The 26,395-nt window shown below is 48.9% G+C and carries 23 protein-coding genes and 1 other annotated feature; all 23 genes read right to left on the bottom strand.

What is annotated here, in order from left to right; translation table 11 throughout:
* Nucleotides 1-113 precede the first annotated feature (113 nt).
* Complete coding sequence (locus tag HP552_RS04270) at nt 114-974, bottom strand: M50 family metallopeptidase (protein WP_175394384.1); 861 nt, start codon at nt 972-974, stop codon at nt 114-116.
* Nucleotides 967-1,845: a M23 family metallopeptidase gene (locus HP552_RS04275; RefSeq protein ID WP_175394385.1), complete on the bottom strand. Its 879-nt coding sequence runs from the start codon at nt 1,843-1,845 to the stop codon at nt 967-969. Before HP552_RS04275 ends, HP552_RS04270 begins: the two co-directional genes overlap by 8 nt.
* A 234-nt stretch (nt 1,846-2,079) precedes the next feature.
* Nucleotides 2,080-2,874: a septum site-determining protein MinD gene (gene minD, locus HP552_RS04280; protein WP_175394386.1), complete on the bottom strand. Its 795-nt coding sequence runs from the start codon at nt 2,872-2,874 to the stop codon at nt 2,080-2,082.
* A gap of 3 nt (nt 2,875-2,877) precedes the next feature.
* Complete coding sequence (minC, locus tag HP552_RS04285; RefSeq protein ID WP_175394387.1) at nt 2,878-3,540, bottom strand: septum site-determining protein MinC; 663 nt, start codon at nt 3,538-3,540, stop codon at nt 2,878-2,880.
* A 74-nt stretch (nt 3,541-3,614) separates the two neighbouring features.
* Complete coding sequence (mreD, locus tag HP552_RS04290; protein WP_175394388.1) at nt 3,615-4,148, bottom strand: rod shape-determining protein MreD; 534 nt, start codon at nt 4,146-4,148, stop codon at nt 3,615-3,617.
* On the bottom strand, nt 4,148-5,023 hold the full coding sequence (gene mreC, locus HP552_RS04295) for a rod shape-determining protein MreC (protein WP_175394389.1): 876 nt from the start codon (nt 5,021-5,023) through the stop codon (nt 4,148-4,150). The genes mreD and mreC overlap by 1 nt, the downstream gene beginning before the upstream one ends.
* A gap of 183 nt (nt 5,024-5,206) precedes the next feature.
* Nucleotides 5,207-6,241 carry a rod shape-determining protein gene (locus tag HP552_RS04300; protein ID WP_095293312.1) on the bottom strand — a complete coding sequence of 345 codons (1,035 nt, stop codon included), beginning with the start codon at nt 6,239-6,241 and terminating at the stop codon, nt 5,207-5,209.
* Nucleotides 6,242-6,426: 185 nt separating this feature from the next.
* Nucleotides 6,427-7,116 carry a RadC family protein gene (gene radC, locus HP552_RS04305; protein WP_175394390.1) on the bottom strand — a complete coding sequence of 230 codons (690 nt, stop codon included), beginning with the start codon at nt 7,114-7,116 and terminating at the stop codon, nt 6,427-6,429.
* Nucleotides 7,117-7,150: 34 nt separating this feature from the next.
* Nucleotides 7,151-7,762 (bottom strand): Maf family protein, encoded by a 612-nt coding sequence (locus HP552_RS04310; protein ID WP_175394391.1) that lies wholly within the window; start codon nt 7,760-7,762, stop codon nt 7,151-7,153.
* 93 nt (nt 7,763-7,855) lie between these two features.
* Nucleotides 7,856-8,098: a DUF4321 domain-containing protein gene (locus HP552_RS04315; protein WP_175394392.1), complete on the bottom strand. Its 243-nt coding sequence runs from the start codon at nt 8,096-8,098 to the stop codon at nt 7,856-7,858.
* Between the two features lie 144 nt (nt 8,099-8,242).
* Nucleotides 8,243-9,436: an SPOR domain-containing protein gene (locus tag HP552_RS35555; protein WP_175394393.1), complete on the bottom strand. Its 1,194-nt coding sequence runs from the start codon at nt 9,434-9,436 to the stop codon at nt 8,243-8,245.
* Between the two features lie 118 nt (nt 9,437-9,554).
* A complete protein-coding gene (gene murC / locus HP552_RS04325; protein ID WP_175394394.1) occupies nt 9,555-10,925 on the bottom strand; it encodes a UDP-N-acetylmuramate--L-alanine ligase in 1,371 nt (456 codons plus the stop codon).
* Nucleotides 10,926-10,930: 5 nt separating this feature from the next.
* Nucleotides 10,931-12,307, bottom strand: a complete 1,377-nt coding sequence (locus HP552_RS04330; protein ID WP_175394395.1) for a bifunctional folylpolyglutamate synthase/dihydrofolate synthase — start codon at nt 12,305-12,307, stop codon at nt 10,931-10,933.
* A gap of 77 nt (nt 12,308-12,384) precedes the next feature.
* Nucleotides 12,385-15,051, bottom strand: a complete 2,667-nt coding sequence (locus HP552_RS04335; protein WP_175394396.1) for a valine--tRNA ligase — start codon at nt 15,049-15,051, stop codon at nt 12,385-12,387.
* A 58-nt stretch (nt 15,052-15,109) separates the two neighbouring features.
* Nucleotides 15,110-15,395 (bottom strand) — a binding site (T-box leader).
* 161 nt (nt 15,396-15,556) lie between these two features.
* A complete protein-coding gene (locus HP552_RS34845) occupies nt 15,557-17,095 on the bottom strand; it encodes a LysM peptidoglycan-binding domain-containing protein (protein ID WP_246310753.1) in 1,539 nt (512 codons plus the stop codon).
* 135 nt (nt 17,096-17,230) lie between these two features.
* Entirely contained in the window at nt 17,231-18,139 is a 909-nt protein-coding gene (locus tag HP552_RS04345) for an RluA family pseudouridine synthase (protein ID WP_175394397.1), read from the bottom strand.
* Complete coding sequence (gene hemL, locus HP552_RS04350) at nt 18,136-19,440, bottom strand: glutamate-1-semialdehyde 2,1-aminomutase (RefSeq protein WP_175394398.1); 1,305 nt, start codon at nt 19,438-19,440, stop codon at nt 18,136-18,138. Before hemL ends, HP552_RS04345 begins: the two co-directional genes overlap by 4 nt.
* A gap of 143 nt (nt 19,441-19,583) precedes the next feature.
* Nucleotides 19,584-20,588: a porphobilinogen synthase gene (gene hemB, locus HP552_RS04355; RefSeq protein WP_175394399.1), complete on the bottom strand. Its 1,005-nt coding sequence runs from the start codon at nt 20,586-20,588 to the stop codon at nt 19,584-19,586.
* Nucleotides 20,589-20,723: 135 nt separating this feature from the next.
* Nucleotides 20,724-22,286 (bottom strand): uroporphyrinogen-III C-methyltransferase, encoded by a 1,563-nt coding sequence (cobA, locus tag HP552_RS04360; RefSeq protein WP_175394400.1) that lies wholly within the window; start codon nt 22,284-22,286, stop codon nt 20,724-20,726.
* Between the two features lie 4 nt (nt 22,287-22,290).
* Nucleotides 22,291-23,247, bottom strand: coding sequence for a hydroxymethylbilane synthase (gene hemC, locus HP552_RS04365; RefSeq protein WP_175394401.1), 957 nt, complete (start codon nt 23,245-23,247; stop codon nt 22,291-22,293).
* Between the two features lie 2 nt (nt 23,248-23,249).
* A complete protein-coding gene (locus HP552_RS04370; RefSeq protein WP_175394402.1) occupies nt 23,250-23,900 on the bottom strand; it encodes a precorrin-2 dehydrogenase/sirohydrochlorin ferrochelatase family protein in 651 nt (216 codons plus the stop codon).
* Between the two features lie 5 nt (nt 23,901-23,905).
* Nucleotides 23,906-24,733, bottom strand: coding sequence for a cytochrome c biogenesis protein CcsA (gene ccsA, locus HP552_RS04375; RefSeq protein ID WP_376768940.1), 828 nt, complete (start codon nt 24,731-24,733; stop codon nt 23,906-23,908).
* A gap of 15 nt (nt 24,734-24,748) precedes the next feature.
* The gene (hemA, locus tag HP552_RS04380) at nt 24,749-26,137 is read right to left on the bottom strand and encodes a glutamyl-tRNA reductase (protein ID WP_175394403.1); all 1,389 of its coding nucleotides are present in this window, start codon (nt 26,135-26,137) and stop codon (nt 24,749-24,751) included.
* Nucleotides 26,138-26,395: the final 258 nt, after the last annotated feature.

Here is a 26,395-nt window from a genome sequence, read left to right on the forward strand (position 1 = left end):
GGCTTCACCTCTAGAAGACATTTCAATTCATCCACATCCATTCTATATCTTTGCATTACGCAATACTCATTGTATATGTATTACCCCAATTTAGGACGAGTCCACCAACCTTGTTACAGTTTATCCGTGTTCTGTTTGAAGTAAGAACCGATAATGCGTTGTTCTGGCAATACGGCCATAATCCGTCCCTGTCTGTTCATCACATATACCATATGATATCTCTCTCTCTTTAATAGACGCAAAATAGTGTCCAAAGGTTTCGCCGGAAATGAGATTATCGGCTGTGCCAAACTGCCTGTAGCCGCGTGATGGGCAAATGCACCTTCCCGGTTCATCAAAAAGCGGATAAAACGGTAGGGCACGTTGCGGTAATCAGTTACGTTGGAATAGAACAGAAAAAGACCAATCAACAACACATTTAACGGTAGCCCGTAGTCTCCGGTAATCCATTTGCTGATGGCAAACAAAATAACACCTGCACTGCACAGGATACTAATCCGGTAGGTCCACATTAAAGTGGTATAGTAGGGAGCAATCAGACTGACAAGGGCCTGTACAATTTTTCCGCCATCCAGTGGCAGCACCGGCAGCAGGTTAAACAGAGCGATCATCAGATTCCCTTGAATGATGTACGCCAAGAACACCGGATCTCCCAGATTGGCATATTGCAGCAGCAAGGTGATTCCAACCATCAATATATTTTGCAGGGGGCCAGCTAGCGCAATCAAAATCTCCCGGCCAGCGGTGAGAGTGCCTCCATCTTCAATGACAGCCACGCCTCCAAAAGGAAGCATCTGAATCGACAGGACACGGCAGCCCAGAAGGGCTGCCGCCGCAGCATGTCCACATTCATGAATAAATACGATCGAAAACAGGGTGATAAGCTCGATAAAGTGACCCGTAGCCAGGGAAGCCAGCATGATAATGACAAAAAACGGATGCAGCGAAATGCGTACACCCCATAGCCTAATCAAGGGCAACCACTTCCGCAGGGTCTACGTACTCCTCGCCTTCTTTTACAGCAAAATATAACGTGGCTGGCTGTTCCCCACCGGTCGCCTTGAGGCTCCCTACGGCACTTCCCGCTTCTACCCAATCATTCACGTCCACTTCACTCTCGTTCAGACGGCCGTATATCGCAGTCAGATTTCCTGTATGTTGGATGACTACGGTTATACCACTCTCTGAATCACCAAGAACTTGCATAACTCGCCCCGCATCCGAACTGACTACCTGAACCATTCCCGTCCCCTCTGCTTCCGGAACAATCTCTATGCCCTTCATGCTCAGCGCAAAAGGCTGAACGACCGTTCCCGAGATGGGTTTATCCAGCAAGGAGCGTACTCCCGAACCATTAGCAGCATCTGTTGTATTACCCAATACGGGCAGAAATGACGGTGTGCCGCCAAAATGCCGTTCATACCAGAGAGCTGCCGAGGCAAAATCCATATCCCGATGTAGTGCATCTGCAATTGCCGTTTTCGGGGAAGCTGTCCATGACGAATTTAGTTGAAACAGGCCCCACACTGCACCGAAAATCAACGCACTAACTACTGTTCTTCGCACAAAAGATTTCGTCAAGTTAAATCGTACATGCCCACCTGGAACGTAACGCCCGTTCTCCTTTTTCCACAGCCATTCCGGATCCCTCTCTTGCTCCCCCACTAGAGACCCTACACTTCGTACTGGACCCTGTATATCAAAAGAAGAATGGGGAACTTGGCTCTCAGAACCCTTCTTGCCTGGCCCAGAGCCCGCTTCCTGCATGATCTCCATCGCAGCACCATCCAGCAATCGCCGAATGCGTTCTTCTCTTCTCTGCTTGATTCGAAGTTTCGTATTCATGGAATATCCTCCCGCCGAGGCTTGTTTAATACATCCTATGAAGGCCCCCTTCATAATATGAACAAGCACCAGGGTCGAAGCAAAATAACCCCACCGAATGAGGTTAACCTTAACCTGTCGAAGGAGTCCGCTGCAAAGAAAAAGTATAAGGATATTTCAGTTTTGTGCCAAAATATAAAAAAGCCGGGCTAAAGGCCGCGGCTGAAAGGAAATAACGTTATGAAGGCGACCGGATTAACCCATGCCAAAAAACTTCTTAAAGCGTGAAAAGGCGCCTTTTTTCTGCTCCAACTGCATTAGTGGAACCGTGTCTCCCAGAATACGACGGGCAATGTTCCGATATGCAATGGCTGCAAGTGAGTCCGGATTCATTACCGTAGGCTCTCCAGAGTTGGCCGCCTTGATGACGAGTTCGTCATCTGGAACAATTCCAACCAGATCAATATTAAGGACTTGCAAAATACCATCAATATCAAGCATGTCACCCGATTTGACCATGTTGTTCCGAATACGGTTTACAACAAGCTTCGGCGATTGGATATGTGAGCTTTCAAGTAAACCGATGACCCGATCCGCATCACGCACAGCGGCATTCTCCGGTGTAGTCACTACGATTGCCTGATCCGCTCCGGCTACCGCATTTTTGAATCCCTGTTCGATTCCGGCAGGACAATCGATAATAACATATTCAAAATCCTTTTTTAATTCAAGGATGATATCCTTGACCTGCTCCGGTGATACAGAGTTTTTGTCTCTTGTTTGAGCCGCAGGCAGCATATATAATTCTTCGAAGCGTTTGTCTTTTACCAACGCCTGGTTCAGACGGCAGCGGCCGTCTGCTACATCACACAGATCGTAAATGATCCTGTTCTCGAGTCCCATCACGACATCCAGATTGCGAAGGCCGATATCGGTATCTACCAGACAAACTTTTTTTCCGAGCAGCGCCAGCGCTGTTCCGATGTTTGCTGAGGTGGTTGTTTTACCAACGCCGCCTTTACCCGAAGTGATCACGATCGCCTCTCCCATGAGCTACACTCCTTTAAACACATTAAAATCTCGGCGCAACCGGACGATATTGCTCATCTTGTCGATCTGCATCTGATTGTCCTGTAAATAAGCAAATTCCATCCCGGTATCCCGGCTCTCCCATTCATCAGGAGGACGGCTGATGATATCAGCGATTCGGAGCTGTGTCGGTGCAAACACCGATGCAGCAATAATTGACTCTTCGTCCCCGCCGATCCCAGCGTGAGCCATGCCTCTGAGTGAACCCAAAACATATATATCTCCGGTACACGTCACCGTGCCCCCCGGATTGATATCCCCAAGAAACAGGAGATTTCCTTCGTGATGAAGCACCTGACCTGAACGCACCATGCCGCACATTGTAACAATCGGCGGTGGCCCTTTAACCTCGGGTTTAAGGGCTGGTGAATCGATGGAGCGAATGAGCAGATTCCCTTTTTGCTTCAATATGTCCAGTATCGCTTCTTTTTGGTCCTCTGTTACTTCACGGCTGCCCAGCTTGATATCCACATGAACAATCGGTCCGGTCAAAATATTTTGATGGCTGTGTTCCAGCTTATAGCGGAGCTCATAGAGCAATTCCTCGAATTCACATTGATCGTCCAACAGGAAAACCAAGCCGTCTCGGATGCCTTTAATCGTTACGTGATTCGATTTTACCGTCATAAGCCTGTCCCTCCCATCTCATTACATTTCGTGCCCGGGCCCCCAAGTTCCTGCTTTCCGCTCCAACAAATGTATCAGGATGCCTCCTGCACTTTGCTCTTTCTCTTGCCAATACGCTCCAACTGCTTCCGAAGTGGAGTATAAATGATCAGGGCAAACACGAAATGAATGAACAAATTGGGTATCATGTATTCCAGCAGCGCCCAGTCAAATGTCACATGATTCAGACGGAAAAGCTTATACAAAAAGAACAACATGGTGTCATTGAGCAGACTCCCCAGAATGACAACCGATACCATAACCGGAAGCGGTGCCCGCGGTGCCTGGAATATGAGTCCCATCATATAAGCAGATAACCCCATCGCAAAGCCGTAAGGTCCGATCATCTCCCCATAGAATACAACGTCATGGAGCAGTCCAAAAAATATGCCGAGCACCAGCGCAGTATGGCGATGATGATACACAGCGATAAACAAAATTACAATGTAAACGAGGTTTGCTGAAATTCGCAGTTGCCAGGCAGATGGAATAAGCAATGGAAGAATAGTTCCTTCGGCGATAAACAAAATGAACAGCAACAGGAACAAGACTTGCTTGCGCGTCACCATTACTCCTTCACCTCGGGAGGAATAACCACCATCAGCTCTTTCCAATCCAAGAAGCTTGCATACGGTTCGATCGTTGCTGTGCGAGTGAGCCCATATTCGCCGACTTCAATATTCTTCACTTTCCCGATTCGCATATACTTCGGAAAATTATTGATAATGCCGGATGAGATAATTTCGTCGCCTTCTTTGATATCAGATTCTTCCGAAATCTTGGTCATTTTGAACATGCCTGTCTTGGGATCAAAGCTCTCGATCATACCGAAAACGGTGTCTTCCTTGCCCACCGCTGTAGCTGCGATGGCATTGGAATTCGGATCGTTGGCATCCATCGAGGTTAGCAGGTTTACCGTTGATGTATAAGCACTAACGTGACTGATCACACCAACCAGACCTTCCTGGGAAGTGACAGCCATGCCTGGCTTAATATCCGCATTCTCCCCAATATCAATATTGATCGTTCTGCTATTGGGATCCGAATTCGCACTGATGACCTGAGCAATACGATACTCATAGTTGTACCGATTTCTCTGCTCAGCCGTAAATTTAAGCAAATCCTTATAACGATCATTTGTTTTTTCCATCTCGTTATACTTCAATCGATCACGGGTATAATGCCCCATCGCAATTCGCAACTCTTCATTCTCTTCATAAACCGCACGCATGTTCGCCACATCTTTGAAAAAGCCCGCTACAGCAGAAGCGGGCTTGTAAAATACATATTGTACAAATCCGACTGAATCCTTCAGGAATTTTTCCGGCCAGGATAGAGCGGTTCGCGGACCGAGCGTAAAGCCCATCAACGCGATAAATGTAACAAGGCCCACCAGCAAAACAAAAAGTCTTTTGTTGCCCAGCAGCTTAAACAGTTCGAACACCCTCTAACATCCATATTCTCTTCCGAGCTATGCCCGGCGGGGAGACGTGCAGACTGATAGTCCCTTCGAGAATATTCGCTGATCTCCCCGGGTATGCGGGTAATAGCTCTCCCGACTGAGGTCGGGTCCTCTTCGTTGGTTACTGCCGCTCAAGTCAAACGTGATTAAGCGATCAGTGCCGGATTAACGTTTGGAACGAACTGCCGAACTGCTTCTGCTTTTGAACAAATGGATGTTCTCAAGAGCTTTACCTGTTCCGATTGCTACACAATCGAGTGGATTTTCCGCTACGATGACCGGCATGCCTGTCTCACCAGCCAGCAGCTTGTCCAAATTGCGGAGCAATGCACCGCCTCCAGTCAACACGATACCGCGGTCCATAATATCTGCTGCAAGCTCAGGAGGACATTTTTCCAAAGTAACCTTAACAGCTTCAACAATAGCATTTACCGTATCTGCCAGAGCTTCGCTGATTTCATCCGATGTGATTGTGATGGTCTTAGGCAGACCTGTTACGAGATCGCGGCCGCGAATTTCCATCGTCTCCACTTGTTCCAGTGGCATAGCTGATCCGATTTCCATTTTCAATTGTTCAGATGTACGCTCACCGATCATTAGGTTGTACTGACGTTTAATGTACTGAATGATTGATTCGTCCATTTCATCACCAGCTACACGAACCGAACGACTTGTTACGATCCCGCCGAGGGAAATGACAGCCACTTCTGTCGTACCGCCGCCAATGTCCACAACCATGCTGCCTGTTGGTTCCCATACTGGAAGATCTGCACCAATGGCTGCTGCAAATGGCTCTTCAATCGTGTAGGCTTCACGCGCGCCGGCCTGTTTCGTTGCATCTTCAACCGCACGCTGTTCTACCGCTGTAATTCCGGATGGTACGCATACCATAACGTTCGGATGACGTTGGAACATCGAGCGCTGTTTTTGCGCCTGGCGAATAAAGTATTTGATCATCGTTGCCGTTGTATCAAAATCAGCAATAACGCCGTCCTTCATTGGACGAATGGCACGAATGTTACCAGGTGTACGTCCGATCATTTTTTTTGCAGATTCCCCAACAGCCTCAATGCTTTTCGTATCTGTTCGCAGGGCAACAACCGAAGGCTCCCGCACCACAATTCCTTTTCCACGTACATAAACCAGTGTATTCGCTGTCCCCAAGTCAATACCCAAATCTTTCGTAAAACCACCAAACATAACGTAATCTCCTTTTCTGCCTCATATAGCCGCTCCATCAACGTTCAGAGCGTTTCATTTTCATTTCCGCTGCAATCCTGCAGGGTTCATCATTCATTTATATTTGCTGCATCTGTAAAGTGAACCTATCTTCTACGGACAACGCCGTCAATATTCATAGGAAAACATCAACGCCAACCATTATATTATACTAAGCCCTTCTCCTTCAAACTTACGTATGTTCCGTCGCCGATAATGATATGATCCAGCACATCTATGCCAACGATTGAACCAGCTTCGATCAGTCTCTTGGTTATTTGGATATCCTCAGGACTAGGTGTAGGATCACCACTCGGGTGGTTGTGTGCACATACGATCGAGGCACTGCTGCATTTGATGGCAGCACGAAACACTTCACGTGGATGTACAATCGAAGCGTTAAGGCTGCCCATGGAGAGTGTTTCCTGGGCAATAATATGGTTTTTGCTATTCAGGAAAAGGCACACAAAGTGCTCCTTCTGCAAGTAACGAAGCTGTTCGAGCAGAATGTCTGCTGCATCACGAGGTGTACGGATTGAAGAGGACTGTACCCGTCTGCTCTTCGCAATCCGGTGACCAAGTTCAATGCCAGCCTTGAGCTGGACCGCCTTGGCCATACCGATCCCTTTCATTGCTGTCAACTCGTTCAGACTCATATCCATCAGCGAACGAATGTCACCCGCTTCGCTCAGAATACGCTGTGCCATGTGCACTGCTGATTCCTGCCTTGTACCCGTCCGAAGTAAAATAGCCAGCAGTTCTGCATGGCTTAAGGCGCCCGCCCCATATTCCATCATGCGTTCTCTCGGGCGTTCTTCATGGGGGATGTCGCGCATCATGTACTGAGGCGACTCCATATACTCCCTCTTTTCACATCGTCATTTCCCAAAATCAAGTTCGCGGCAGCACATGGACTCCGAATCCATCCAGCATGTCACTCAGCAGGGAAAGAGGCAAGCCCACCACATTAAAGTAGCATCCTTCAATGCGGTCTACCAGTGAAGCGCCAATTCCTTGAATTGCGTACGATCCGGCTTTGTCCATAGGCTCTCCTGTCTGAACATACGCACGAATCGTAGCCTCGGACAGCTCCTTCATCGTTACATCCGTCTGCCGATAATGCACAACGGATTTTCCATTTCCGGCATCAATGCAAGCCACTCCAGTGAACACACGATGTGTACGTCCCTGAAGCCTTGCTAACATACGCTCAGCGTCCTGTTGATCCACGGGTTTGCCCAGAATGTCTCCATCCAGTACAACAATCGTGTCACTGCCCACAATGACAGCGTCCTGTTCAAGACCCTCAAGGCCACGATAGACTGCCATTGCTTTGCGCATGGCGAGTTCCTGAACAGTTTGCTCTGGAGTCCATTCCGGCGGTGTATCTTCATCCGCGTGGCTTGGTATTACTTTGAAAGCTAATTGGAGTGAAGCAATCAGGTCTTTGCGCCGTGGCGAAGTGGAAGCCAGAATAATCGGGCGCGATTGTGATCTATTCAAAATGAACGGCTCCTTATGCTACGGCGACATCCGTCCTAATCACGATAAATAGATGTCATACGTTTAGTTTCTTCGTCAAAAATCGTCATACTCCTACAGTCTGCGATACAGCCATACAGCGGCAATAATGCCGATCAGACTGAGAAGGCTCATTTGAAATTGAAATGAAATGTCATAACTGATAATGTCCAGATCAGCCTGCGGTGACCAACGTATGGTCGTGGCTTTGGTTAGAATGGCAACAGCCTTTACCGGCTGCAGTGCCTTGGCGATCCACGCTCCGGCCATCCAGCCGAGCAGCAGAAACAGCAATAACATGCCGAAGTTTTTTTTCATCGGTTATCTTCCCTCGCCATTTTTTGACACCCACATTATTATACGGGGTTTTGTACGTCAATACAAACACAAATCCGGCAAGGGGAACTATTTCCAGTTCCTTGCCGGACAGGGATTTCGGGGCAGTGTTAGGGGAAGGAAAACTTATTGCTTTATCCCCTCAAGCCATTTTTTCTGCTGTAAGACATAATCCATCAGATCGGATTGGACGGACCACATGTGCACATTGGAGGGATTTTTGTTATATTCAGCAACTGCTGTAATTGCGCTGTTCATCGATTTTTTCATAGCCGAAACGATGGGCTCCGCCTCCTGTCCCACTTCTGCTGAAAGTTTCCCTACACCTGTTAGCCAGGATTGGTGCTGATTCTGTAAAGTCGTCATTGTTTCAGCAGGCACAGGCTCAGGAGTCACCTGTCCGAGCTGCCCGATCGACAGTGTCGACAGTTGTTCCACCAGTGTCGCACTGCTGCTGAAAAACAGCTGAACATCTTCCTGGTTCATGCCCAGAGCAGCGGAGTTTACTGCGGGATATGCAATTTCTTTGACATACAGCTCAACTCCCTCAGACTTAAGACGGGAGCTAAGCAGTTTAGCTTCCTCTCGGTCAGCGGATATGCCTGCATACACCCGATTCCCATCATCCGGATCCGTTCCCGCGGCAATCCCTGCCTGCGAGAGCTCAAGCTTGGCCTGTTCAGCACGTTCAGGTGAACTAAACACGCCATACTGTAGCGCATAGTAGCTGCCCCCATTCAACACCGACTGAACCTGCTGCTCCGTCCCTGCTGCGCCTTGTACTCCCGTTACACTCGATACCGGTTGATTGGTTTGAGGAAGGACCCCCGGATCTGTTCCTTCCCGATTAAAAAAGGAGAGAATGACCATACCGAAAAGAGCGCCGGTTACCAGAGCTCCCGTGACTGAACCAATCATCTTCCAGCCTCTTGGAGGACGATTTCGCTTATACGAGTAGTGATCACGATCCGCCATCCAATCGTGGCCCTCATAGCTGCTGTCATCAGTAAGCTCCCTCTCATTTTCCCCGGGATCTATAACACGGTCCGAATAGACATACTGCGGCTGCATCAGCTCCGAGTTTTTATCCTTTTTCTGATCAGACTCCGATTCTAGCAAGCTTGTCCCTGGCAATGTTATCTCTCCCCAATCTCCAGGGATATTTTCCGGTGTCCAGGAAGGTGTGCTATCCATCCGCGCCGAACTCTGTGAAATCTCATCCGTCAAGGAAGGAAAGGCTCCGACCACCTTCTCCTCCTTGTAATTCGGCTTGTCCGACTCGTTCTCCCCAAAACGAAATGTCATTCTAGCATTGCTCACCCCGTACCCTCTCCTTTGTTCCATTTATATCAACTATATGACTGGAGACAATGAAAGATTCCGGGAATTCAAAAACCCGCCTGCCTCCATACGAGGACAAGCGGGTCAGTACCATGATTTATTTCAAGCCTTTGGCGAGCGTATCGCCAACTTTCCAAATATCCCCCGCACCCATGGTGAGTACAAGGTCTCCTGGCTGTAGACGATTCTGCAAATCAGCTACAACTTCTTCCTTGGTAGGAAGATAGCGAGCAGCCGCATTACTGTTCTGAACAATCAGTTCAACCAGTTTGGCGGAGTGCACACCTTCAATCTGTTTTTCGCCGGCCGGGGAGTAAATGTCGGTAATCAGCACCTCATCTGCCTCCGCGAAAGCACGACTAAACGCATCCAGCAGGAAAAAGGTACGGGTGTATCGCTGCGGCTGGAACACTGCAATAATACGTTTCCCTGTCGCTTTCGCTGCACTGATGGTCGCCTCGATTTCAGTCGGGTGATGTGCATAATCATCGATAACCAGAATATCCTGTGCTTCACCAAGTACCTGGAATCTGCGTTTGGCCCCATGGAACTGGATAATGGCTGCCGTGATCTTCTCGAACGGAATGCCCGCTTCCAGACAGGTAATTACCGTAGCCATTGCGTTATAAACATTATGTTTACCCGGAACAGAGAGCTCTACCGTTCCCAGAGCGGTACCCTGATGGCTCATCGTGAAGGAGATCCGGCGATCACCTAACACGATATCCGATGCCATATAGTCAGCCTTCTGATCAATACCGTACGTCGTGATTCGAGATTTCAGTTCAGGCAAAATGCTCTGAATGTTCTCATCATCCGCACAGACAATCGCTGTTCCCTCCGGACGAATTTGGCTCAAAAATTGAACATACGCCTTTTTGAGTTCCTCAAAGTCACTGTTGTAATTCTCCAAATGATCCGCTTCAATGTTGGTTACAATACCAAGCCATGGATGGTATTGCAAAAACGATCCATCGCTCTCATCCGCCTCGGCAACAACCCAGTCACCTTGACCTGCCTTGGCATTGGTGCCCAGATTCATGATCTCCCCACCAATGATATAGGTCGGGTCTGTATCGCATTTGTCCATGACAAGTGCAATCATGGAAGATGTTGTCGTTTTACCATGGGCACCAGCAACCGCCACACCCTTGCGTTCGTTCAACAAGCGCGCCAGCATTTGCGCACGGTGAAGAATCGGGATATTAAGCTGCTCAGCTGCCACACGCTCCACATTATCCGCCGGAGCCGCCGTAGAGTAGACCACGAGATCTGCTCCATTTACATGTTCTGCCGTGTGCCCGATATATATTTTCGCTCCCTTGGCTGCCAGCTTCTCGGTCAACTCCTGTGAAGCGACATCCGATCCGGTAACGGTGTATCCCATCTCCAGCATAACTCTTGCGATGGCACTCATGCCATATCCGCCAATCCCTATAAAATGAACGTGTTCTGATGTATTTAACAAAACTTTCACCAACCTTTTTCAGAATCGGTTTGATGCAAAAGGGCTGCCCGCACATCCGCAATGAGATACAATGTGCCGGACACCACCCCCAGATCTTCCGCTTCCGTCCGTGACTTCAATAGATCAAGTGCCTTCGCCCAATCGGGCTCGACGATGATTTCCAGATCCTGCTTCGCAATGGCGGGACGTACCCGCTCGACGATCTGCAGCAACTCGGCTGCATCCATCTTGCGTCGAAAATCTGGCTCGGTCAGGATCAGCGTATCCACTAGTGGCAGTATATGCTGCAAATACGCTTCGTGATGCTTATTCGCCAGCATGCCCATCATCAAATTTAACTTGTTGTGAGGATATACGTCGATAATGCTCTTGGCCAGTGATTCTGCCCCTTCCGGATTATGCGCTCCATCCAGTACAATTCGGGGCTCATCCACAACCTTCTCGAACCGGCCAGCCCAAAAGGCATGCTCCAGTCCAAGTGCAATATCTCTGTCATCCAGCATAAACGCCATGTATTGCCTGAGCAATTCAAGCACCATAAGAGCACACGCAGCATTATCAATTTGATGTATGCCCTGCATGCGAATCCGAACATCCAGCTCACGGAACGGCCCTGTAAAATGAAAAGATTGACCATTCTCATCGCTATTCAGTCTATGGTAAGAAAATTGTTCTCCTGACAAATACACGGTTGATCGGAGCTGGTGTGCCTTTTCCTGAATCACCTTCACCGCCTCCGGCTGCGTGACACAGGTGACAACAGGTACGCCTGGTTTGATAATGCCCGCTTTTTCTCCCGCGATCGCTTCAATGGTGTCTCCCAAAACATCCGTATGATCCATACCGATATTGGTAATCACCGAAACCACAGGTGTAACGATATTCGTTACGTCCATCCTTCCCCCCAGTCCAGTCTCCCATACTACGACATCCGGATAACACTCTTCTGCATAGTAGAGTAGTGCAAGTGCCGTAGACACTTCGAACATGGTAGGTGACCCTTGGGAAGTGGAAGCCATATCTGTGACCAAAGGATGAAGTCGATTCGCCAGCTTCAGCAGCGTCTCTTCCGGAATATCCTCACCGTTGTACTGAAAACGATTCGTGAATTTCGTGATATACGGAGATGTAAACGTGCCGACATCGTATCCCGCCTGAAGCAGCACTGACGTCAAAAAAGCGCAAGTCGAACCTTTACCGTTCGTTCCCGCGACATGAATAAATTTGAGACGTTGATGAGGATTGCCCAGCAGTGACATCAACTCCATGATTCGTTCCAATCCGGGTCTGATGCCAAAAGGAATAAGGCCATTGATCCAGTCCACAGCCTCGTCATACGTATGCAGAGGGGCAATAGTACCCGTGCCATTAAGTTCCGTCATAGGTTTCACCTTCGGTCCCGAGTTTGATTGAAAAAATCGGCCGGATGGCATGTTCCTCTCCATCCGACCCAGAAATATTAACCTTTCAGTTCCTTGATCCGGGCAATGACTTTATCCCGTTTATCCGAATAATCCGCTTGTTTGGCACGTTCTTCCTCAATAACCTTGGCTGGTGCCTTGGCCACGAAGCCTTCGTTTGCCAGTTTTTTCTCTACACGGAGTACTTCGCCTTCAAGGTTCTGCAACTCTTTCTCCAGGCGAGCCACTTCCTGCTCAATATCAATCAGTCCTGCCAGCGGCAAGTACAGTTCAGCCCCCGTAATCACAGCACTCATTGCCTTGTCCGGTGAACTCAGATCAAGTCCGCTGTCGAACTCGGATGTATTGCAGAATCGTTGGATGTAATGGCTGTTGCGTTCGATGATGCTGAATGTCTCGGCGCTGTTCGCTTTTACCATCAATTCAATCTTTTTGCTCATTGGCACGTTCACTTCTGCACGGATGTTCCGTACGGCACGAATGGTATCCATGAGCAGGTTCATCTCAGCAACGGCTTCCGTATTCTCCAGCGCAGGATCATACACTGGCCAGGAAGCAAGTGTAATCGTCTCGCCATCATGAGGCAGGTGCTGCCAGATTTCTTCCGAAATGTATGGCATGAACGGGTGAATCAGGCGCATGGTGTGATCCAGGACGTAAGCCAGTACCGATTGTGTTTTTTTCTTGGCAACCGGATCTTCACCGTAGAAGGACAACTTGGCAAATTCAATATACCAGTCACAGAGGTCATCCCAGATAAAGTTGTACAGCAAGCGTCCTGTTTCTCCAAATTCGTATGCTTCGATTAGACGCGTAATATCGCGGGAAGTTTCGTTCAGTCGGTGCAAAATCCAATAATCCGCTGTTCCAAGCTCTCCACTAATGTCGCGATCTTCGTATGTGAAACCTTCCAGATTCATCAGTGCAAAGCGTGATGCGTTCCAGATTTTATTCGCAAAGTTGCGTGCCTGTTCTACCCGCTCCCAGCGGAAACGAAGATCTTGGCCTGGCGTGCTGCTGGTGGAAATCATGTAGCGCATCGCATCTGCACCATATTTCTCAATAACATCCAGCGGATCCACACCATTACCGAGTGATTTGGACATTTTGCGTCCGTCTGCATCGCGAACAAGACCATGCATCAGGACATCTTTAAATGGAATTTCGTCCGTGAACTCCAGAGCAGTGAAGATCATCCGTGCAACCCAGAAGTATATGATGTCATATCCGGTTACAAGCACGCTTGTCGGATAATACCGTTTCAGATCCTCTGCATCTTCCGGCCAGCCGAGTGTGGAGAAAGGCCACAATGCCGAACTGAACCACGTATCCAGTACATCTTCATCCTGTCTCAGCTTGCGACCAGCGTATTCCGGCAGCGTGGTTGGATCTTCAGCGGATACAATAATTTCACCCGTCTCGTCGTCGTACCAGGCAGGAATTCGATGTCCCCACCACAACTGGCGGGAGATACACCAGTCACGGACATTTTCGATCCAGTTCAAATATGTTTTCTCAAAACGATCCGGAACAAAGTTTACACCATCACCGTTTTGCTGTTTTTGGATGGCTCTTTCTGCCAGAGGCTTCATCTCAACAAACCATTGTGTGGACAAATATGGCTCAACGACAGCTCCTGTCCGCTCGCTGTGTCCAACTTGGTGCGTGTGATCCTCAATGCTGATCAATACGCCCTGTTCCTGCAGATCTGCTACAATCTGCTTACGGCAGTCGCTGCGGTCCAGACCCTGGTATTTGCCAGCCTCGGCATTCATGGTACCTGTCTCATCCATCACTGTGATCTGAGGCAGATTATGACGAAGACCCACTTCGAAGTCATTCGGATCATGTGCAGGTGTAATTTTTACAGCACCGCTTCCGAATTCTTTATCCACGTAGTCATCTGCGATAACCGGAATCTCACGGCCAATGATCGGCAGGATCAGCGTTTTGCCAATCATGTCTGCATAGCGCTCATCCTTCGGATGAACTGCAACCGCAGTATCGCCCAGCATCGTCTCCGGACGAGTGGTCGCCACTGTTACGTGTCCGCTTCCGTCTTTGAGTGGATATTTCAGATGATACAGGTGTCCCTGAACCTCTTTGTATTCAACCTCAATATCAGACAATGCAGTACGGTTTACCGGGTCCCAGTTGATAATTCGTTTACCTCTATAAATGAGGCCTTTTTCATACAGTTGAACAAACACCTTGCGCACCGCTTGGGAAAGCCCTTCGTCGAGCGTAAAGCGTTCACGTGAATAATCAAGCGACAAGCCCATTTTACCCCACTGCTGACGGATCGTTGTCGCGTATTGTTCTTTCCAGTCCCATACTTTATCCAGGAACTTCTCGCGCCCCAGATCATAGCGGGTTAAGCCTTCTTCACGCAGTTTCTGCTCCACTTTGGTTTGGGTAGCAATCCCTGCATGGTCGGAACCTGGAAGCCACAGCGCATCATAGCCCTGCATCCGCTTGGTCCGAATCAGGATATCCTGTAATGTGAAATCAAGTGCATGACCGATATGAAGCATTCCGGTTACGTTCGGGGGTGGAATTACAATGGTATACGGCTCAGCATCCTTGCGCTGCCCAGCCCTGAAATACCCACGCTCTGTCCAGGTGGAGTACCATTTTTGCTCCGCAGCTTTCGGGTCATACGTCGTCGGCATTTCAGTTGCAGCTGATTTTTTTTCTTCAGACATGTGTCATTCCTCCGTTACTTAATCATCATCGCCAAAAAACAAAAAAACCTTTCATCCATCAAAGGACGAAAGGTTAGCTTTCGCGGTACCACCTTTGTTTCACGCAGACAGAAAGAAGATACATGCCTTTCTGGGGCCTCACGTGACACTTCAAGCAGATAACGGCTGCTACCGGCCCATCCTACTTCAGGAACAAATCACAAGTACTTGCTTCATTATTCCTCATATTCAAACAGGCAACTCCCGGGCGACTTCGATCAGTTGGTTCCTGCGGAATTTCTCAGCGCTGCAATCCCGCTCTCTGAAAGGCCATGCTGTCTACTACTCCCGTTCCACGTTGTTCTTCAAAAAACCTAAACACATCATACCCTGACCGTGCCCGATAGTCAACCTGACAACAGCGGAAACAGGCGGCAGGCTTGGGTGCAGAACCAAAAAGCTGCAAAAACCCGCAATCCTGATCGGTTTGCGGGTCAGTGCGGATCGTTATTTCACAGGTCAGAGGTCAGGGGATGTATAAAATCTGCCCTTCTTCAACAACCTGTTCGGACAAACGATTGTATAACTGGAGTTCCCGGGTACTCAATTGATAACGGTCAGCAATGGTATCCAGTGTCTCTTCACGCTGAACAATGCACAATTTCACTTTGCGGAATGGCGTCTGATCGACGATCGTACCCAGAAACAGGTTCTTCCATTGAACATCATCAGCCTGATAGGGTTCTTCCTGACTGGTACCCGCGACCGACTCGTCCTCCCGATCCGATTCAGCATCGCGCACGGATCTGCCCGAAGACAACAGGGAGGAGATGCCTACCCCTTCTTCCTGTCTTGATGAAGATGCCTTCTTGCTGCCAAAAGCCACTTTGAGCTCCGGCTTGTCTTCCGTCTCAGCCACAGGTTCTGGAATAAACGAGGCAGACTCCACGGCCTCATCTGCACTCCCTGCTTCCAGCGAAGAAGGTCTCTCAACCTCAGCAGTTTCAGGTTCAGACGCGGCGAATACATCCTGCCAATTTTCTGCCGGAACTTCAGCCGCAGGTTGATCTTCCTGCTGGGAGATCGATCGGGACTCAAAATTCCAAACATTCGAGGTGGCTGAATCTTCCGAAGTTTGTTGGTTCAGCCCCGTGTTTGTATGTAAGGTCTCCACGGAAGGCTCGGACCAGACAGACGACGAATCTTCGGCGAGGGGGAGCAAAGGCTCTGACTCCGGATAAGAAGCAAGCCTGTCAGCAGTCTCCGCCATAAAAGAAGAGACGGGCGAAGGCGAGCTGGACACCTCATTCTCGGCCAATTCATCGTCTTGAGTGATTAAGGATGGATAATCTTCGTCAGCAGGGGGTCTGTTCTGACTTTCCTCTTCATAGGGATCTTCATTCATCTCAGCATAGAGCTGTTCAGGTGCAGGGTTTATCTGGGATTCCGACTGGGTGTCTGCTTCATAACGAATATTTTCGTCAGCAGGTTGCAGCAAATGGTTAGATTCTTCCGCCGCATACAGAGATTCAGCAGCTATGGAAAGACCTTCCTCTTCACTACGTTGAAGCAAATACTCCTGTGCAAAGGTGTTCAAACCAACATCCGTTAACTCTTCTTCAGGGGTTCGGTTACCCTGCTGCGGATCAGGTGAATGTACGACAGTAAACTCGTCTGCTGACCAGGCCTGAGTCTCTTCCACAGGAAAACCCTCTATGCCACGCAGTGACAATACCCCCGTAATATTCAGACTGCGGCTGGATAACAAATCCACATCAAAATTTTCAATCTCAATCGAAATATCCTCAAGTGATCTTACCCGATTCAGGGGAACCGTGATTTCAACCGGAATAAAATGCTTCAGCTCCTCCGAGATCTCGTTCTCTCCCCGGTATGCACCTGTAAGCAAAAGATGGCCTCGCAGCGTTGCATGATCATCCTGACCGATGACTTGAATGCGCGGGTATAACTCAATTTCCTCCAGTTCCTCAATGGCAGGGACTCCCTCGGACAAATGAACGCGCTCATAAATATCGAACCGTAAACCATAAGGTTGATTCAACAAAGGTGGCGTCCTCCTTTCGGCATATGTTCACCATGATCCTTCTCATGGGACTGATCCATGGTCCAAATCCTTCGTTACCCCATCTATATGCCATGGATGAGATGAGCATGCCACCTTTGTTCAATCCTTAACTTTTTATCGGGAATTGCCTTCCCGCTGTGCGAGCTGCCAAAAATCAGAAGGCCATGGATCACGAACTTCAATCAATGCCCCGGTAAGTGGATGATTAAACAATAACACTTCTCCATGAAGAGCCTGACGTCCAATCGCATCAGGTCGGCCACCATATAGCAAATCACCAACAAGCGGGTGTCCGGAATAACTCAGATGTACCCTGATCTGATGCGTACGCCCTGTATCCAATATCAATCGCACAAGTGTGGCACGTTCCCATACTTCCCTTATCTCTACATGTGTTACTGCCTCCTGACCACCCTCGGAAACACGTCTGCGCTGCTTATGATGTCTGTCCTTGCCAATTGGAGCATCAATTTGGACGAGTTCCGGAGATACCTGACCTTCAACAATGGCTGCATATTGGCGTCCAATCTCTTTGCGCCGCATCGCCTCATCCAGCTTGGCAAGAGCAAAAGCATTTTTGGCATATAAAACAGGACCCGTTGTATCCTCATCCAATCGATGCACATGGCGCACATTCGTGTCGATGCCATTCATTTCATAATAGGAAGCCACTGCATGGTCCAGCGTGATTGCATGATCGGCACGGCTTCCATCGGGATGGAGCTTCATACCCGCGGGTTTGTGCACCACCAGACAAAAATCATCCTCAAACAATACACTCATATCCGCCCAGCGAGGCTCAACATCAATGGGCTGAGACGCAAAAAGGGCCAGCCGAAGCCGGTCCCCTGCCAGTTGAATTCCGTGATTTGCCTTGAGCTGGCGGAACAGTTTTTCCGGAAACTGAAGTTCAGAGAGCAGCCATTGCTCAGCCGCAAGCTGCCTGTCTGAACTGCCTGTTACCACTTTGCCTGGCATCAGCTCAAGCCATTCTCCACGACGTTTCCAACTTTTGATCATCATAGAGATTGAAGTGCCTTGCGGTTCGCTTCAATGGTATCGTCAATATCCTGCTCCGTGTGCACACCAGAGACGAACATGCCTTCAAACTGGGAAGGTGCTACACTTACGCCATGATCAATCATGGCTGCAAAGTAGCGACGGAATTGATCCAGATTGCTTTCTTTAGCTGCATCGTAATTGGTTACCGGGACATCACTGAAAAATGGACATACCATGGAACCAACACGGTTAATCGTTACCGCGATCCCCGTCTCTGCTGCGTTTTTCTCAAAACCGGCTTGTAAACGTGCAGACAACGTCTCCAACCGGTCATAGACTTCTGGTGTCAGCAGTTTGAGTGTCGTGTAGCCTGCTGCCATAGCCAGTGGGTTACCACTCAATGTTCCTGCCTGATAGATTGGTCCGGTTGGAGCAATCTGCTCCATCAAATCCCGGCGACCGCCATATGCTCCAACCGGGAGCCCGCCGCCGATCACTTTACCCAGACAGGTCAGATCAGGTGTAACACCATAACGGCCCTGTGCACAGTTCAAGCCTACACGGAAACCGGTCATGACCTCATCAAAGATGAGCAAGCTGCCGTACTGGTTGGTCAGATTGCGCAAGCCCTCAAGAAAACCGGCTGCCGGAGGTACAACTCCCATGTTGCCGGCCACAGGTTCAACAATGACAGCAGCCAATTCCTCACCGAAACGTTCAAACGCAAGGCTGACCGATTCCAAATCATTGTAAGGTACTGTAATTGTATTGGTAGCCACTCCTTCAGGAACCCCTGGGCTGTCAGGTAATCCAAGGGTTGCAACGCCTGATCCCGCTTTGATCAACAAACTGTCTGCATGTCCGTGATATGAACCTTCAAACTTCAAAATTTTGCTGCGACCCGTTACTCCGCGTGCCAGCCTGATGGCACTCATGGTTGCTTCCGTACCGGAGTTGACCATCCGCACAATATCAATGGAAGGCACACGTTCGCAGACGAGTTTAGCCATTTCTGTCTCCAGCAGCGTTGGGGCGCCAAAACTCGTTCCTTTAAGGGCGGTCTCGCGCAGTGCCTCCACAACTTCAGGGTGGGCATGCCCCATAATAAGCGGTCCCCATGAGCCTACATAATCAATAAATACGTTGCCATCAATATCGTAGATTTTGGAGCCTTCTCCGCGTTCCGCATAGATTGGGGTAAGTCCTACCGATTTGAATGCCCGAACGGGACTGTTTACGCCTCCAGGTATGTACTGCTTGGCTTCTTCGAATGCGCTGCGTGAGCGCTCATCATTGCGTCGTTTTCCTTGTTGTGCAGTCATGGAACATCCTCCTTAATAGTGAAGGCCCTGCTCGTGCATGGACAGTCTTAATCCATACAGCGACATTTTCGAGTCAGGCAGGGCCATTAATATATTTGAACCAGAAAGTCTCATTCAATGAACAGGAATATGGTTACAACGTGCTATTGTTTTTCAGCCAGCCAGCGGGAAGCGTCTTTTCCATAATACGTAATGATCATGTCCGCACCCGCGCGTTTCATGCTGAGCAGAATTTCCATGGCGACCTTTTTCTCATCAATCCATCCCTGCATGGCTGCTGCCTTGACCATGGCATACTCCCCACTTACATTATAAGCGACAAGCGGAAGATCAAATTGATCCTTAATCGTGCGCATGACGTCCAGATAGGAAAGTGACGGTTTCACCATTAGCATGTCCGCTCCTTCCAGCACATCCGTTTCGGCTTCGCGCAGCGCTTCCCGGGCATTCGCAGGGTCCATCTGATACGATTTGCGATCCCCAAACTGCGGTGTGGAATCCGCTGCTTCACGGAAAGGTCCGTAAAATGCAGATGCATACTTGACGGAGTATGACATGATTGGAATATGGCTGAAGCCATTCTCATCAAGTCCTGCCCGAATGGCCTGAACGAATCCATCCATCATGTTGGATGGGGCAATAATATCGGCGCCTGCTTTGGCCTGGGATACGGCTGTTTTCACGAGCAAATCCAGCGATTCATCATTCAGAACATCCCCGCAAATGTGCCCGTCCACTTCAACGGTATGCACCATGCCGCAATGTCCGTGATCCGTAAATTCGCACAAGCAGGTATCTGCCACAACCAGCAGCTCCGGATACCAGGATTTGATCAATCTCGTTGCTTCCTGCACAATGCCATCTTCAGCAAATCCGGAAGTACCCACACTATCCTTGGTCTCAGGAATACCAAACAGCAATACAGCCGGAATACCCAGCTCAGCAATCTCTTTCACTTCTTCCTGCAAACGATCAAGCGAGAAACGGAATACGCCCGGCATGGACTTGATTTCGGATTTTACATTTTCTCCGTAGGTTACATAAATGGGTTGGATAAAATCATCCACTGTCAGATGCGTCTCTCTGACCATATTGCGAATGCCTGCGGATTGTCTTAAACGACGGTGTCGTACAATTGGAAAACTCATATAGAAACATCCTCTCTGAAGTAAGTAGCACAAAAAGGGAAGCGCGCCGGTATCCTAACGAATTCAGCACGCTTCATCTAATCAGCATTTTGTATATAAATACGATCTATTGCAATAGCGGTCTGATTCTTGCAATCAACGAGACAAAGCCCCATCTGCAGAAGGTGTCCGTTTCCAGTCGCACAGAGCAGCAATCAGGCTTTCGATCGTTGCTTCTGCAGCCATCAGTGTCACCTTCAACCCCGCGGCTTCGGCCGTCTTGGCAGTCACCGGTCCGATGCATGCAACCTCGACATTTTTTAACAAAGGTAATGGATCTTGCAATCCCATGCGTTTAAGCATCTCCATGAAGTTGGTGACTGTTGAAGAGCTTGTAAATGTTACAGCGTGAATACCGCCTTCTTCCAGCAGTTTCAGGAGTTCGTCATCATCTTCACCCGCCAAAACGGTGTCATAGATAATAGCTTCTGTGACCTCAAGTCCACGCTCCCTTAACTGATCAGGCAACCATGATCGTGCCAGATCCCCGTGGGGAAGCAGCACTTTTTGACCTTCTTTCAGTTCACTTTCGAAAGCTTCCAGCATGCCTTCCTGCTGAAAAGGTCCCTTGATCACTTCCGCAATAATACCGTGTTTACGAAGGGCTTCAGCGGTCGAAGGTCCTACCGCAGCGATTCTCGCTTGATGGATCTGGCGGATATCCCTGCCCTGTTGTTCCAGATGACGGAAGAAAAATTCCACGCCATTTACACTGGTGAAAAATACCCAGTCAAATGTATTTAACACATCAAAAGCACCTTTGACACTTTGCCTTGCAGTCTCACTGGAGGGCATAACCGTTTCAATCACCGGAAACTCGTACGGCTCTCCGCCAAGTTCCTCGATTCGGTTCACCAGTTCGCTCGCCTGACTGCGAGCTCGCGTCACCAGTATTCGTTTGCCAAACAACGGCAGTGCCTCAGCCCACTTTAACTGCTCACGCTGGTTCACCACATCCCCCACCACAATAACTGCAGGTGGTTGGAAATTGGCAGCAATGACCTTGGCCTCTATATTTTCAAGCGTACCTATGAGGGTATCCTGCTCCGCTCTGGTTCCCCAACGAACCAATGCGACAGGGGTCTGTGCCGGACGGCCATGACGGATGAGCTGTTCACTGATATAGCCGATTTTGGCTACACCCATCATAAATACAAGTGTACCCGTTGCGTTCGTTACTTTATCCCAATGAATGCTGCGATCCAGCTTGTCCGGGCTCTCATGTCCCGTAATAATGGAAATGGAAGATGCATAATCGCGATGGGTCACCGGTATTCCGGCATAAGCAGGTACACTTATGGCTGCGGTAACTCCAGGCACAATTTCAAAAGGAACACCGTTTTTGCGCAGCAGATCCGCCTCTTCACCCACGCGTCCAAATATCGTCGGATCTCCGCCCTTCAGCCGGACGACCACTTTCCCTTCCAGGGCCAGATCCACCAGTAGCTGATTGATCTCTTCCTGTTTCATCGTGTGTCGGTCAGGCCGCTTGCCCACGTAGATCTTCACCGCGCCAGGCTTCATCTGCTTCAATAATCTCGGACTGGCCAAACGATCATATACTACGGCGTCTGCTTTGCCGATGGACTCCCATCCTTTTACCGTAATCAGCTTCGCATCCCCCGGACCTGCCCCTACCAAAAAGACCTTTCCCACCATGTCTTCATCCCCTAACTTCTGCCAGTATCTGCTCTGCTCCCCGTTCAATCAATCTCCAAGCCACTTCTTCTCCTAGACGAACCGGATCTTTGCCAGTCAGCGTTTCCTTAAGAATCAGTCCGCCATCCGGCGTACCGACCATACCCGTTAATTGTAACGTGTTTTGCCCATTCGGGGAATCGGTATCTTGTTGAGGAATCCAGACGGCATGAGCACCAATCGGAACCTGGCATCCCCCATTCAATACGCTGAGGAAACGACGTTCTGCCAATACGGGAGATGCTGTCTCCGAATCATTATACAGCTTCAGCAGATGGAGCAGTTCAGCATCATCCTCCCGGCATTCAATTCCCAGTGCACCTTGACCTACCGCAGGAAGACAAGCCTCTTCGGACAGATACTCGGTAATCCGATCCTGCCAACCCATTCGATATAATCCAGCAGCAGCTAGAATAATAGCGTCGAGGCCCTCTGTCTCCAGTTTGCGAAGACGTGAGTCGATGTTGCCACGAAGGGATTCAAGCTGCAGATCCGGACGGTATGCTTTCAATTGACTGGAACGACGGAGGCTGCTTGTCCCCACTCTCGCACCTTCTGGCAGTTGGTCCAGAGAGAGGCCTCCATTGGAAATCAATGCATCACGCGGGTCGGCACGGCGCGGCACAGCGCCGTTGGTCAATCCTTCCGGCAATTCGGATGGCATATCCTTCATGCTGTGCACGGCCATATCGATGGCATGATCCAACATCGCCTGTTCAATTTCTTTGACAAACAGCCCTTTGCCTCCGACTTTGGACAGCGTTACATCAAGAATCAAGTCTCCCTTCGTAACGATCTTATGTACTTCAAAGTCAAATGCTAAACCTTCCCGCTCACAAATGCTGCGTAAATCCTGAATTACATGGCCTGTCTGTGTCAAAGCTAGTGCGCTTTGTCTGCTTCCCACTTTAATTGTACGCATGTCTACAGTTCCTCCTGATTACGGGATATCCAATTCCCGATTTCTTCTTCTGTCCACCACCGGAATTGCCCTGTACGGATGTCCTCCAATACATTCATTTCCGTCAATTGCCGCAGTAACACCCTTCTGTGACCCGGAGACGATACACGTGCCTTCACTTCAGTCCTCATCTGATGCAAAAACTCAATATAAGTCTCGTATTCTTCGCCAAACTGCTGCTCCAATGTGGACCGAATCTCAGCAGCTGCTGCCGGTCCTGCTCCAGCCGTAGAGATGGCAATACTTAATCTCCCACGCCTGACTACACTGGGGGTGATAAAAGCACTGCGCTCGGAAGACATGGCATCATTCACCAGTATGCCCGCTTCGTTCGCTTCTTGTACAACCGATGAGTTGACTTCAACGTGATCCGTTGCCGCATATACGAGAAAGGCCCCCCGCAAATCACCATTGCGGTAGGACCGGGCTATCCACTCAATTCGGGAATCATCATGCAGTTGTTTAAGCTCCGCTGTGATCTCCGGACTAAACACTTTAATATGTGCTTCGGCGTGAAGCAAACCTTTAATTTTACGTTCGGCGACACGTCCGCCACCAATGACGCAGCACGTTTTACCTGCAGTATTTACAAATAGCGGGGTGTAGCGATCCATAGCCTTCACTCTCCTGTCCAGCGATGAAACGCTGAATACGCATTGGATAAAAAGCTTATAATGACAAAACCATATCCAATCAATGTCCATCTTGCCATAATAATGTTGGAAAACTGCTTTCTTTGCTTGGACACAAAATAACCAATATAGATCGCGATTGCGAGACCTGTGGCAATGACTTTGAGATCCAGAAGCAAAAACCAGCGTGTCTCTGCGACAATGGATAATACAGCCAGTACAACAGAGACACCTAGCAATGGTGTTCCTATTAATGTAGCACCGTCCATGTACTTGCCAATAACTTCGAGACTGGGCATCCGCCGCATCGTGTCATTCCACTTTTTGTTTTTCAGTTTGCGATGCAAGAATAGATACAACAACGCAAAAACAGCAGCCACCGTTAATGCTGCGAATCCCAAATTCGCCAGCGTAATGTGCATGATAAGCAATCCGTGTACAGTCTGCCAGTTGTGCAGTGAAATCTCCCCAGCCGTGAACCACAATCGGTTCAGCACCGTAACGGAAAACCCGACGATATTTAACAGCAGGATGACAAATTCCGAACGTTGGACTCGCATCATCGCCAGAGACATCAGTACGATACTAAACGAAAAGATGAATAAAAAATCAAAGGTCGTATAGATCGGAAAATGCCCCTCGGTCCACATGCGTAAAATCACATGAACGACCTGAAGCATCCAGACAACGACAAGAAACCCTGTGCCCGTCCGCTTCGCCCCCGCATTCCGTCGAATGCAGTCCGAGAAATAGAACAGAAGGCTCAGGGCATACATATAGATCAGAGCTTCATAGATTTGTTCAGCAAGGGTCAAGCTGCTCACCCGCCCTTATACACTAGCCGGAGCGTAAGCCGGCATAGCGTCTTGCCGGTTGTCTTTAAGATGAACGGCGGCCGGTTTCCCCAAGGCCGAGGCATCGCTTTGGTTTACTTTTTCTGCGGCCGTCTCCACTGCATCCTCCAGGGCAAAAATTTGAGTGAACATGCGCAAAGCTTCATCACCCTGCTTCGTGCCTGCCATTTCCTTGATCCGGTTAATCGGATCTGTGGTCATTTGATTCACGATGCTTTTGGTTAATCGACGAATGACCTTGCGTTGATGTTCGTCCAATTCTGGCAGTTTATTAAAAAGACTCTCCATCGTTTCTTCATGAATGGAAGCCCCCTTCTCCTGCAATGCCCGAATGACTGGGCGAACGCCCAAGGTTTTGAGCCAGTGATAGTAGTCTTCCATCTCCAGTTCAATCATTTTTTCAATCTTAGCCGCTTCTACCTTGCGCATCTCCAGATTGCTCTCCACGATTCCTTCCAGATCATCAATATCATAGAGAAATACGTTGGATAACTCTCCAATGGCCGGATCAATGTCACGCGGAACCGCAATATCGATCAGGAATAACGGACGCGATTGGCGCCGCTTCATACTCTCCCGAACAACAGAAGCATCCAGAACATACCGTTCTGCCCCAGTAGAGCTGATGACGATATCAACCTCATTCAGTCTGTCCAAGGCTTGCTCCATCGTACAAGGGGTTCCCTTAAACTTGGCTGCCAGCTCCTGAGCTCTTGCAAGTGTCCGGTTCGCTACAATGACCTCTGAGGCGCCATTGGCGTAAAGATGCTTGACGGTCAGTTCGCTCATTTTGCCCGCTCCAAGAATCAGAACTTTCTTATCCGTGAACATGCCAAAAATGCGTTTCCCCAATTCAACAGCTGCGTAACTGACCGATACCGCACTCTCTCCAATTGAAGTCTCCGAATGTGCCCTCTTGCCCAGGGTTACAGCCTGTTTAAACAGCATGTTAAACCAGGTGCCTGTCGATTTCTCTTCCTGGGCAGTGAAAAAGGCTTGTTTCACCTGTCCAAGAATCTGTGTTTCCCCAATCACCATTGAATCCAGTCCGCAAATCACACGGAACAAATGGCGAATGGCTTGATCATCTTCATATATATATAAGTGTTGCGTAAATTCTTCCCGCGGAACATTAAACCATTGTTCCATAAACGTACGAATAAAATAACCACACATGTGAAGACGGTCCACCACAACATACAACTCGGTACGGTTACATGTGGCTACGATTACACCTTCCAATACACTCTTGGTCAGCTTGAGCTGCTGCAGCGCTTCAGACAAGTCCTTTTCTGCAAATGTGAATCGTTCCCTAACCTCTACAGGCGCCGTGCGATAATTCAAACCAACTACAACGATGTGCATTGCAAGTTCACCTGCCTAATAAATTTCCAATCAAAGTGTTTTCTACATATCTCCATCCATTTATGCTTGACATGGTTAATTATATCACACATCATGACCGGGTCCGGGCCATTTTTATGAAATGTTTATGAAATCCCCATGTAGATCATCTTATGCATTGTCATTTATGGTAGTGTCTCACCAATCTTCACCGTTATGCGTGCAAATCCATTTCTTCGGATATTAAAACAAATAGCCATGGAATAATTCCATGACCAT

It is taken from the genome of Paenibacillus xylanilyticus (genome assembly GCF_013359935.1).
Classification (GTDB): Bacteria; Bacillota; Bacilli; order Paenibacillales; family Paenibacillaceae; genus Paenibacillus; species Paenibacillus xylanilyticus.

Bases quoted from the DNA above. Each gene is read 5' to 3' on its own strand.
- HP552_RS04275 (WP_175394385.1), bottom strand. From the start codon at position 1,845: ATGAATACGAAACTTCGAATCAAGCAGAGAAGAGAAGAACGCATTCGG.
- HP552_RS04345 (WP_175394397.1), bottom strand. From the start codon at position 18,139: ATGATGATCAAAAGTTGGAAACGTCGTGGAGAATGGCTTGAGCTGATG.
- cobA (WP_175394400.1), bottom strand. From the start codon at position 22,286: ATGGTGGGAAAGGTCTTTTTGGTAGGGGCAGGTCCGGGGGATGCGAAG.
- hemL (WP_175394398.1), bottom strand. From the start codon at position 19,440: ATGACTGCACAACAAGGAAAACGACGCAATGATGAGCGCTCACGCAGC.
- hemA (WP_175394403.1), bottom strand. From the start codon at position 26,137: ATGCACATCGTTGTAGTTGGTTTGAATTATCGCACGGCGCCTGTAGAG.
- minC (WP_175394387.1), bottom strand. From the start codon at position 3,540: ATGACGGTAAAATCGAATCACGTAACGATTAAAGGCATCCGAGACGGC.
- hemB (WP_175394399.1), bottom strand. From the start codon at position 20,588: ATGAGTTTTCCAATTGTACGACACCGTCGTTTAAGACAATCCGCAGGC.
- HP552_RS04315 (WP_175394392.1), bottom strand. From the start codon at position 8,098: ATGAAAAAAAACTTCGGCATGTTATTGCTGTTTCTGCTGCTCGGCTGG.
- HP552_RS04370 (WP_175394402.1), bottom strand. From the start codon at position 23,900: ATGGATCGCTACACCCCGCTATTTGTAAATACTGCAGGTAAAACGTGC.
- mreD (WP_175394388.1), bottom strand. From the start codon at position 4,148: ATGGTGACGCGCAAGCAAGTCTTGTTCCTGTTGCTGTTCATTTTGTTT.
- HP552_RS04335 (WP_175394396.1), bottom strand. From the start codon at position 15,051: ATGTCTGAAGAAAAAAAATCAGCTGCAACTGAAATGCCGACGACGTAT.
- minD (WP_175394386.1), bottom strand. From the start codon at position 2,874: ATGGGAGAGGCGATCGTGATCACTTCGGGTAAAGGCGGCGTTGGTAAA.
- radC (WP_175394390.1), bottom strand. From the start codon at position 7,116: ATGGAGTCGCCTCAGTACATGATGCGCGACATCCCCCATGAAGAACGC.
- HP552_RS04300 (WP_095293312.1), bottom strand. From the start codon at position 6,241: ATGTTTGGTGGTTTTACGAAAGATTTGGGTATTGACTTGGGGACAGCG.
- HP552_RS04330 (WP_175394395.1), bottom strand. From the start codon at position 12,307: ATGACGGAACTTAATGGCACGGGTACTATTGCCCCTCTGCATACGTAT.
- hemC (WP_175394401.1), bottom strand. From the start codon at position 23,247: ATGCGTACAATTAAAGTGGGAAGCAGACAAAGCGCACTAGCTTTGACA.